The organism is Priestia sp. YIM B13552 (genome assembly GCF_042787775.1).
In the GTDB taxonomy this organism is placed as follows: domain Bacteria; phylum Bacillota; class Bacilli; order Bacillales; family Bacillaceae_H; genus Priestia; species Priestia megaterium_E.
Window position 1 is genome coordinate 1 of record NZ_JBHZOU010000019.1, and the last position, 11,015, is coordinate 11,015.

Annotated in this window: 10 protein-coding genes; 2 read left to right on the forward strand and 8 right to left on the reverse strand. The window is 34.5% G+C overall.

All coding sequences use genetic code 11. From position 1 onward, the window contains the following. The 6 genes from mobV to ACFX40_RS27465 all read right to left on the reverse strand — a co-directional run. Nucleotides 1-1,343, reverse strand: a 1,343-nt coding sequence (gene mobV, locus ACFX40_RS27440; RefSeq protein ID WP_377257350.1) for a MobV family relaxase, incomplete at its 3' end; no start/stop codon positions are given. Between the two features lie 545 nt (nt 1,344-1,888). After that, the gene (locus ACFX40_RS27445) at nt 1,889-2,377 is read right to left on the reverse strand and encodes a hypothetical protein (protein WP_377257353.1); all 489 of its coding nucleotides are present in this window, start codon (nt 2,375-2,377) and stop codon (nt 1,889-1,891) included. 432 nt (nt 2,378-2,809) lie between these two features. Then, on the reverse strand, nt 2,810-3,226 hold the full coding sequence (gene arr, locus ACFX40_RS27450; RefSeq protein ID WP_029320824.1) for an NAD(+)--rifampin ADP-ribosyltransferase: 417 nt from the start codon (nt 3,224-3,226) through the stop codon (nt 2,810-2,812). A gap of 176 nt (nt 3,227-3,402) precedes the next feature. Continuing rightward, on the reverse strand, nt 3,403-3,942 hold the full coding sequence (locus tag ACFX40_RS27455; RefSeq protein WP_377257356.1) for a DUF3967 domain-containing protein: 540 nt from the start codon (nt 3,940-3,942) through the stop codon (nt 3,403-3,405). Nucleotides 3,943-4,565: 623 nt separating this feature from the next. Then, nucleotides 4,566-5,144, reverse strand: coding sequence for a MarR family transcriptional regulator (locus ACFX40_RS27460; RefSeq protein WP_047749693.1), 579 nt, complete (start codon nt 5,142-5,144; stop codon nt 4,566-4,568). A gap of 235 nt (nt 5,145-5,379) precedes the next feature. Next, nucleotides 5,380-5,889 (reverse strand): hypothetical protein, encoded by a 510-nt coding sequence (locus tag ACFX40_RS27465; protein WP_377257359.1) that lies wholly within the window; start codon nt 5,887-5,889, stop codon nt 5,380-5,382. A 758-nt stretch (nt 5,890-6,647) separates the two neighbouring features. Between ACFX40_RS27465 and ACFX40_RS27470 the strand changes: the two genes are divergently transcribed. Together ACFX40_RS27470 and ACFX40_RS27475 are read left to right on the forward strand one after the other, a co-directional pair. Then, nucleotides 6,648-7,445, forward strand: a complete 798-nt coding sequence (locus ACFX40_RS27470; protein WP_377257362.1) for a M23 family metallopeptidase — start codon at nt 6,648-6,650, stop codon at nt 7,443-7,445. Between the two features lie 1,297 nt (nt 7,446-8,742). Further along, a complete protein-coding gene (locus tag ACFX40_RS27475) occupies nt 8,743-9,318 on the forward strand; it encodes an MEDS domain-containing protein (RefSeq protein WP_377257365.1) in 576 nt (191 codons plus the stop codon). 415 nt (nt 9,319-9,733) lie between these two features. Here the strand turns inward: ACFX40_RS27475 and ACFX40_RS27480 are convergent, their stop codons facing one another. Continuing rightward, nucleotides 9,734-9,934, reverse strand: coding sequence for a hypothetical protein (locus ACFX40_RS27480; RefSeq protein WP_377257368.1), 201 nt, complete (start codon nt 9,932-9,934; stop codon nt 9,734-9,736). A gap of 305 nt (nt 9,935-10,239) precedes the next feature. After that, nucleotides 10,240-10,407 carry an aspartyl-phosphate phosphatase Spo0E family protein gene (locus tag ACFX40_RS27485; RefSeq protein ID WP_047749689.1) on the reverse strand — a complete coding sequence of 56 codons (168 nt, stop codon included), beginning with the start codon at nt 10,405-10,407 and terminating at the stop codon, nt 10,240-10,242. Nucleotides 10,408-11,015 lie beyond the last annotated feature (608 nt).

Here is an 11,015-nt window from a genome sequence, read left to right on the forward strand (position 1 = left end):
TTCATCTTCTCCATATTCTTATCAATCCAATTCAAGGCTTTTTCCTTCCAAGCTTTCAATGTCTTATTCTCTTCTCTTAATTCATGAACCTGCTCATTCGCCTTGTCTAGCTTTTCTTTTGGCACATAATCCTTTATATAACCAAGATTCATCTGCGTTAAGCTCTCATTCACTTCATTTACTTGTACAAGCTCTTTTTTCGTTTTTTCATGTTTCTGCTTCTCAATCATCAAATCATCGCTGAGAGAGCTTATATGAGCTTTATATTGCGTATCTAGTTCTCTCTTAACCTCATCTTTCACATTTTCCTTTTGTTCAGCTGAAAAATCATGGACAAGCTTCTGGCGCATTTGTTTCTTAGCTTTCTCTACTTGGCCATCTTGATCCGCCACATATATCTCTAATTCTTGCTTTGTTTCACTTAAATCATGCTTCAATGTCTTATTCTCTTTTTCATAACGATCAAGCTCATGGCTCAACGCATGGGTACGCTCGTGCTCGGCCGCCAATGTTTGCTGCAGCTCTTTTGTGAGACTCATAAGCTCATGAAAATCTGCTTCTTCCACTTTCACTTTGGAACCCATGACACTCTTGGCCGCCTCTACTTCAAAAGGTTGGCTACATAACTCTTCAATACGTCTCTCGCTACGTATCTCAACGGGTGGTGCTGTTTTTAAATCCAGCAAATTATCCATATCTTTAAGCTCTTTTTCCTTATGAGCCACTAGTTGTTGCAAGTGCTTTAGCTCTTTTTGACGTTCTTGTTTCTTAAACTCATGAACACTCTTATGCTGCAGCTCGCTCGGCTCGCCCCGTTCAATGTCATAGCCACGTTTGTTCATATAGTTGTGAAAATCATCTTGGATTCTACGTATCTTCGTTTTACCATGGAAGTACTCTTTCGCCGCCAAGCGCCGATCATCCGTGATGGGCACAAAACCCACATGCATGTGTGGCGTGGCTTCATCATTATGTACCACAGCATATAAAATGTTCTGCTGACCATACTTACCGGCAATATGATCTAATGATGCTTCAAAATATTTGCGTTGCTCGTCTGACGACATCGCATGCATATACTCCGGACTGGCCGATACAAAGAACTCTGCCACCAGGACTGCATCATTTCGAATTTTTCGTTTCACACGGGTGGCCGTCATCTTCTTAATTTCTTCATGGTACTTAATTTTGTCCTCGTTTACAAAATCATAGTTGAGCATCGTTTTGGTTGAATCGATGTCTTTATTTTTACTGTTCTCGCCTTCTCGTTGGTTGTGTTTCTGGATCCCCAATATTGCGTCTTTGTGGAACTTTTGCATGCGGATAATCCCATATTTGGCCATCCTTCAATCCCCCATTTCGACCACTGTACTTGGGTCTAGCATACCACAACTTTAGATTTGGTGTAACGCACTACACCAATTTTAATCTTCGATAAAATTGGGAGCGCGCTCTACGAGGTAGGCGGTCGGATTCCTCCCTGCGTTTGGCTCCGCCAAAAAGAAAAAAGACATCCTAAACGGATGCCCTTTTTCTTTAAGACCGTGGACGCCGTCCACCACCTGTAAGGGGAACTCTTCCCCTTAACCCCATCTAAAAAACTCCCCCAACCCCCTCACTTTTTGAGGGGGCTCCCTCGCCGGTTGGCGTCAAACAAACGTGGTTGTTTGAGTGCCAAGAGGGTCTTGGTGTAGTGACATTGTCAATTCCTTAATGCTCCCTACGGTCCGCTTACCATTGACAATGGCCGCATATAATTCACTTACGTTACCATAGCTATATCACATGATATGTCGATGATTTTTGCGTGTCACGGTCTGACATATCACTTATGTTAATCGTTGCTATTACTGCGTTCATAGCTCGATTCGATGATATGTCAGTCTACTCAATTCTTCTGTTTCAATCCAGCACCATTAGCAAATGTGATATTTTCTTTGATGAATTGAAAACCGTATAAAAGTAATGATTTCACAAAAAATATGATCATCACTCGAGTCCTGCTTAATCGCACATACGAAAAGAGTCCTAGCTTTTTCAGAAAATCTGAAAAAGGAAAGATAAAAAACAAATCCGTAAAGAAATTCACAAGTAAGAATTTTAGAAAGTGACCATACGTATATTTTAAAATCCACATAGATCCAATCAAATACTGGCCCCATAAGAGTGGTGTTTCTCCTCGAGCTTTCGGAAACAATCGTTCATAAAACCACCACCATTTTCTTTTTTCAGCGATGTAACTTTCTAATCGAATCAATAAAGTTATGAATAAACTAGCTGCAAAAAATCGCTTTATCGATCTCTCACCTAGAAAAGGTACACTAAGCCAAGGTACAAGCATCATACACCATAACCACATTCTTGGATGTTTTGTCATTCCAATAGACCTCCAGTTGAATAAATCATTTATAATGTCTCCTTGGAATAACAAAAATATCAATTATCAGTCCAGAATTACTGAAACATAAGCTATAACAGCTTGGCCGTCTTAAAAAATAAAAAGCAAGAGTTATAACCTTTTGCTTTTAAAGTACTTATCGTTCATTTGCATATCGTAGGTTGATCAAGGGATAGAATAGGCTGTTCAACTTTGGCATTTGTTATTTGTTCTTGAACAAAAATCCATATAGCAATATTAATGACGACAGCCACCAGTAGAAAACTTCTATTTTTATTAATAAAGGTTTCCTCCTTAAAGTCATAGTCATAACAAAGGCCGCCTATTATCTATCCGTTTATAAGGCGGCCTTCATTGTAGGTATGCTATATGTTTACTCCAGGAATCAAGATATTATCTCTCATATGAGAATCAATCGTATATTACATTCTTTCCTTCTTCACTTAACTTTTTTAAAGATGTAAGCATATGATTGATTTCTTCATCCGAATGTCTTTCCCATGAACCTAATTCAGCTACTATTTTCAAGGGAGATTTAGATCTATAAGAACGTGTTGGATTTCCAGGGAACTTTTTGTCAGTTAAATTTGGATCATTTTCAAAATCGCCTAATGGTTCTACAATGTAAATTCTCTCTTTTGAATTAGATCTTGCTAATTCAGCACCCCATTTAGCAGCATTTAATGTTCCAGTAAAATAGATATGGTTAGATTTTTTATCCTGATAATTAGATAAATACAATGGTTCAAGAAGGTCTCCAATTTTTAGTTCTGCTTTAGTACCATGGAAAAACGGACCAGGATCTAAGACATTTTTCTTCTCATTCATATAGCCACACCCTTTATACTTTTTGACTTGCGTATAACAGTATAAGGCCGGACATGAATGGAAAAACAGTCTATAAATAATTTTCAAATAGGGTTATAATTAAAGTAGAGATAAGATATTACCGTAAACAAACCATCTAAATAAAAAAGGACTGCTAAGTACTTAGCAGTCCTTTTTTATTTCCAAAATTCCCACCACTTCTTTTTCTTTTCTTCACTGGCAGCAATAAGTTTTTGAGTTTCTTGCATTCCTCTAACGGCATCTAAAAGATCACGATCTCTATTTTCTAATTTCTTTGAAATGTATTCATCCCTTTGTTGAATTTGTTTCAACAATTCTTGATTGAATTTCATTTGCTCTTCTTTAAAATCTTCAAATTGTTTTAGTAACTGTTCATACTGTTGTGTCCCCTGATATGTAACTAATTCCGCTGTGTCACGGTCTGACACAGCGCCTTCGTCAACCGTTGATGTTACTGCATTTATAGCCTGATCCAGTGACATATCAGGGTGCTTTATCAGCTCTCTAATCTTACGTAAAATGATTACATCCTTATCAAAAAAACCTCTGTGGCCCAACTCATTTTTATGGATATGGTACCCTGCTTTTTCAAGCAGCTGAGAATACTTACGAACAGTAGTGTTCTGTATCGCTAAAAGGGTAGCGACTTCCCTTGCTGTATAAACCTTTTGTTGCTTCTTTGTGTCACCTGACATATCGCACAACCTCCTGCTATGTCCTATGATATGTCATTCGATATATAAAAGAAAAGTTCCTTTTAAAAGATGATTTAGACTTATATTTTAGAATCACGTGGCCGCCTTCGTTTTGGGGTGTGAGGCTGGCTTTAAAAATAGTGTAGATATGTTATGAAAAAGAGTAGAATTTTGGACAGTTGCTCTGGCGGTTCGGCAGGTATAATGGCCGTCGCAAGCCGAGCATCTTTAACTTCGTTTTGGGTATGTTCGGCTTGGCGATATAACTATTCCTGCCGAAATTTGAAATACAAGGAGAAAAGAGTGGAGATTTTTTAAGTGATTTTCTTAAAAAATACTACTCGAACCTTGTATGGAAAATAGCTATAATGGTTTTTCATATGTATTAAGTTCAAGACATTTTAATATGTTTTTTTCTAACGAAAAAAGTATAAAAAGACCCTTGCAATTCTATAAGCGAATTGCTATTTAATATAGAGTGAGAAGAGAAGACTTTTTAAACATGGCTTTAACACTTGATACTAAAGGGTTTTAGTCTAATTCCGTAGTAATGAAAAATCATTACTTTGGTAATGAAAAATCATTACTACGAAAATACAAAAAAAGAACCTTATTACAGGTTCTTAAAATAATCTAATAGGTAGATTCTTTAATTCTTTAGGTGTTTTTCTAAACATAGCTTTTAATGTTCCATTTATATTGTCTTTATCTCCAGAAAACATAATGTGAGGGTTAATAAATAAAGCATATGCCCTGACATTATTATCTTCTATTCCGCTTTCTGATCTTGCTAAAATACCTTTATCAATCAACCCTTTTATAATCGGATTTACATTTTGTTTCTTTTTTCCTAATATTTCTGCAAGATCACTTTGAGTAACGGGAAGTGAGTTAACTTGTCTAGAATCATTAACTATACAGTTAGAAGAAAATTCAACATTAGGAACTAAATCCATTAAAAAGTTTTTCTCTGCAGTAGTTAAGTATTTTATATCTCTTAAATATAAAATATTTTCTTGAATCAACTGTACAAACCTCACTTTATTCTTAATTTTTCTTTCCGGAACCAACTTCATTCCCTTTGAATTAGCTTTGGCTTGAAGTTCGTTTGCATAGTTTAATTCTTCTTCACTTAGAACTTTACCGTTTTCAATTTCTCGTAATCTAGCTTTTTTTTCGGCTTCTTGCAATGCTTTTTGCATTTTTAAATTCCTCCATTTAGTAGTGGAAGGAACTAACCTAATTGTGTTAGAATACATTTATAAAGTTATGTAGTTGAAGGTTAATCCCTTCTTAATATTTTTTAGAGAAAGTCCTCGGAGTCGTCGAAAACTTGAGGGCTTTTTCTTATGTCTAATTTTCTACCAAATCCTACATTTTTGCAAACCCTATTTGTAAAATAAACAAGAAAACTCACCTAAAATGTAGGTGAGTTTTTTAGTCTAATAACCCTTTTTCTTTAAATACTTTTCTCAAAGCTTCGTTCACCAATTCAGATTTATAACTTCTAGGAACTCGATCAATAATACTTAAAACGTCGTCATCAAAATAAAATCCTCTATATATTCTTTTAGAACGGTCTTTTGGATTCTGAAGTAAGATATCAATTGCATCTACTTTGCTAGCATTCGTACTAGCTTTCGGAAAACTAGCGCTATTACTTTCACTTTCATTCACGTGACTAATACTAGCTGCTATTTCACTAGTAGTTTGCTTTTGTTCTGCTGGCATTTTATTAGTTTTAGAAATAAGAGTATTAAAATCAACTTCTAAAGGTTCTGGCTCTTCCCCAACATAACGATAAATACTTTGCTTACTATCCCATTCATATCCTAGTTTCTTAATTCTTAATTGGATGGTACGAGTACTTACATCATACTGATCAGCTAATTCTTTAATTGTGATTTCTTTCATCATAATTCCATTTAACATCTTTTTTACCAGCATCGTACTAGCCTCCACTTCCGTTTTAAAAGTATAGTACTAGTATTCAAATGCAAAATGATATTTCCTGCTTTTACACAAGCTGTCAATTGCAAACCTGATTGTTTGAGTGCCAAGAGGGTTCAGGTTTAGAGACATTGTCAATTCCTTAATGCTCCCTACGGTCCGCTTACCATTGACAATGCAGCTTATTTCCCCCTTTGTTTTGGGGTAGAGGCTGGCTTCTTATTTTTTTAAAAGTGTTGCTAGTACTAGAGTGAAAGTGATTATTTTAGACAACTGAACAGGCGATTCGGCAGGTATACTTGCTAAAACAAGCCGATTCCCCTATATCCTTCGTTTTCGGTATGTCGGCTTGGCTAGAGATCCAAACCTGCCGAAATTTTTTATGCAACTCGTACCTTGTGTAAAAAATAGCTTATATGTATATAAAGAAAAGAAAAAAAAACACTCTTTTTCAATTATAAATTACCAGCAATGTTTTGGCTAAATATACTACCATTCTTAGTATTAGTTGTACTTTTTTCATTAATAATATTCATAAAGTTTCCTGTGTTAGCTGATCCAGCCTGCCCTTTATACTGCCAAATCGCATTCCGATCAGGGGATGTTTATTTTTTTTTTTGCTATTTTTTCACTGAAACAAATTTTAGTAGTTGAAAAATCCCTTTTATTTTTTGCTTTTAGGACAAAAGGACAAGCACACGTAAATTTTTTTCATAGAATGTAGTGTTCTTATGCTAGAAAGGAGGTGAAAATAATTGCCGTATCAATATCAACGTACTCCCTTTAATACCACACAAACAGTTAGAATGTATCAAGGTTGTCATGGGGGTACATTTAACAATCAAGTGATTTCTAGTGCCAGAGATATAGGATTTGATGGTATTCAATATGGATCTCAAGTTTTTGCCGTAGAGGGTGGCACAGTAGTATTCATTGAAAGAAATTCCAATTGTTTTAGTAAATTCATCTCTTCAACTAAATTTGATCAAAATAACCGAGTTGATAGAAATAACCAACCAAATCCAAATTGTGGACAGGCTAATGAAGTAATAGTTAGAGGTGCTGATGGGTACTTCACTTCATATGTTCACGTTCTCCCTAGTAGTAACTTAACTGTGGGTTCCACAGTACAAGTAGGAACTCCTCTTGGGACGGTAGACAATTCAGCAATAACAACTGGACCCCATGTTCATCTTGCCCGCTTTAAACCTAACTCTAAATTTGACCCTAATAACCCTTTTGCCAGTCCTTATTGGCAGAATGGTGGAACTTGTAATTGGACGATGTTTAATGTCACGGGAATCGATATTACTCCAAAAAATGGCTGGGTATTAGATGAAGACAGTGGAACATGGTATTACTATAATAATGGCATACGCCAGACAAACCAATTTATATCAACTAACGGCATCTGGTACTATGTAAATAATTTTGGAGCCTATACAGGAAGCTATTACTACTTCGATAATACTAGACAATATTATCGCTTGTGGTGGACCCCTACACAGAGATGGTACCGCTGGAATGGATCGATGTGGGTGCTTGAATCTTAAATAAAGAGCAGTAAAATGTAATCAAAGAAAGGGGTGATTAAACATGCCTCCTAAACCTCCTGGTAAACATCATCATCGCACAAAAAAACATAAATCCTCTTCCAATAATGACTGTAATTGTCCACCAACTAATATGCAAGCAACTAATATGGGAGCAGCTAATATGCCACCTCCTAATATACCACCTCCTAATATGCCACCTCCTAATATGCTGTAAGGTAGCTAATATGCTACTAAAATGGCAGTGTCTCTAAGTGTCATAATTTAAGAAAATAGTATGGGCTATCATTAAGAAACTTTTCCATCATGAATATTGTTTTATATAGTGAGCAAACTACACAAGACGCCGTGAGGCATCATAATGCTAACTCTCCAGTTTCCTTACGAGAACAGAGAAACCACTGATTAGGCCCGGTGGTTTCTCTGTTTTCACACTGTATATCGTATACATTTTTAGTTAACATAATGTAGTTTATCAGAAGTAACAACCTTAGCTTAAAACAAAATTGATCCTATTTTTTAATAAACAATGTTTCAACAATGCTACAAGATGTTTCATTTTCTATACATAAATGTATCAACCCTTATAGAACCTAATTGTCATGGTATACTATCGAACAATGACAAAACATTGTATATGCAATATGTTTTGTTCATTTTCTGCATTGAACGAACAAAAAACCACTGTTTAGGTCCAGTGGTTTTTTTGCTTTCAAAATTGAATATGTTTTTATCATTTGAGAAAACTACCCAAGACGCCGTAAGGCATCTACGGATTTTCTTATTCGAATTTTACACAGAAAACTTCCTTAACACGCATTGAGGGAGTTTTTCTGTTTGTATAGTTCCACTATATTAATTAAAGTTAACTAATCTTTTTAGAATATCAACGCTTGTCCAAACACTTATAATTAATTTGAATATAATAAATCATAATCATCCTATTTACGATAATAAGGAAGCTACTGGCACTTGCTGGCCAGTAGCTTTCTCTATTTTAAATTGTATATTCTATACATTCTTAGTTAACATAATCACTCTTTCCGGAAGACATCAAAAAAGAGAACCCTTTAGGAATAAGGGTTCCGATGAGGTTCTCTTTTCTTCTTTATGCAACTTTTTATACATCCTTGATATGACTACGTTTACTCGATACCCAAGTGGGAGGCGGATGTATAAAAAGTGCACGTTTTATTCATATGTTACGCTCTGATAAAGTATAAATAAAAAATTTACCACTGTATTCAACTTACATAATCCCAGTATAATTAGAAAGATAGAAGAAAGAAGGGATTATGTGTGCAAAAATAAAATGAATCAGTTATTTGAAGACCAAAAGAGTGTTCATGTACTGTATTCCTATAACGAGTCAGAAAACTATATAAAACAAATCGTAAGTTATATCCAAGATGGAATTCTTTCTGGAGATTGTATTATTCTTATTGAAAATGACCGTTTATATCCTCTCATTCATAATGAACTAAAAACACTATTGACCACAGATCAAATGAAAATGATACACCGTATTAATAATTTCGATTTCTATTATTCAAGTGGTAGTTATCATCCTCCCGCAATTCACGATTACTTCAACAAAACCGTACAACCTTATTTAGAAAAAGGAATTTCTTTCAGATCATGGGCACATGTAGAATGGAGTAGTATGGAAGACCCTTTGCATCTAATCGAAGATTTCGAAAAGATAGTGGATAACGCTGTAAACCAACTATCATTTCCATTAATTTGTGCATATAAAAGTGAGAGAATGCCAGAATACCTGAGAAATATTTTAATGGAAACACACCCTTATATTCTTGTAGAAGATGATTTAATTCTCTCTGAACAATACCCATCATCAACTGATATGAAATAAAAAAAACAATGAGTATGATTATTTAAGCGTTTTTTATTTCTTCTTTTAGATCTAGCAATGCTTTGACCCTATGACGGAAAAATGTACTCTTTATAGACATGAGATGATACTATTAATTTGCAGTTATCTTTTTGTTATTTGTTATATGTTTGAACCTTTTAAAAAAGCTATCTAATTTCTATGTAAAGCCAATGCTCATAGAAATTAGATAGCTTTTTTATGCTAATAAAAAATGTTAAAAAGGAGGAAAAATATTATGTTAACCAGAAATGAATTTTTCTTATTCAACAGAGAACTATTATTGTTACTGGATCAACACTCTACATGTATTGATTCTAGTCTAAAAGAGATGCTGGTCACCCAAATTGCTCTTATTCTTGCTGTTCTTAGCTAAATTGCATATTAATTAATCTTATTATCTTTCCATTTCTTGATCCCTACGCTTATTACGCTTGTAAATTCCCCCAACATGTTGAAAGAACGAAATCTGTTTCATTTTCTCCACATTCTTATCAATCCAATTCAAGGCTTTTTCCTTCCAAGCTTTCAATGTCTTATTCTCTTTTCTTAATTCGTGAACCTTCTCATTCGCCTTATCTAACTCTTCTTTTGGCACATAATCCTTTTATACATATACGGAACGTTTCAAATAATTGATTTTGTATACAAATATGATACATTAAAAGTCAGACTATTTTTTACAAATTTCAACGTAACCCTATTTTTGAGCAACCTCCCGTCCACTACAGAGGTTGCTCTTTTATTTTGTATATGTAGCAACACATTAAAAACAGTCATTAATTACAGAACATGGTAATCTACTTATGTTTCATACTTCGAATACGTATGAACAAACCCTTACAAAAAAAGCAACCTCGTTCATTGGCCAATGCCGAGGTTGCTTTTTTGCTTTTAATAGCTCTATTTAATCTTTTCTAATTCATTTAACATCTCATCAATAAATTGACTAATCTCTACCGTGTTATTACTTGTAAACCCCTCTTTAAATGCCGTTTCAATCAAACATTTTCTCTCTTTTTCAATCTCAACGGTTAAAGCTTCTTTTAAGATCACTTTATGAGACTCCAATATTCCCCTCACCCATTTGCTTTTAATAGCAAAACAAATAAAGGTTGATCATTCTAAGAGCGATCAACCTTGTATTCATTTTATCTTTTTATGTTCATACAAATATTTTACAGTATACAAATGTCCTTATACAACGGAATTTTATGTTAAAATCAAAACTTGTCATACAAATTTTGATTTTTATCTTCACAACTAAAAAAGTTTGTGATATACTTCACATATAAAGATATCCATGACGAACCAGAACACTCTTGAATGTAAAATAAAAAAAGCTATTTCACTCCGATGCCAATACGATTGAAATAGCTTTTTTTATATGGATTTGACTATATTTACTAACCAGAAAAGCCATAGTGATAAGCAGTCAACAATAAATAAATATCGTAACCAGCTACAACTGCAAAAGCAATAAGTAAGAGTGTCGTTTTAATTTTGCTCAACTTCATGTCTCCTTTTTACCGTTCTAAGTCTTGTTCTTGGCGTTTGGATTGCTTGCGAATCCCACCGACGTATTGAAAAAATGATATTTGCTTCATCTTCTCCATATTCTTATCAATCCAATTCAAGGCTTTTTCCTTCCAAGCTTTCAATGTCTTATTCTCTTCTCT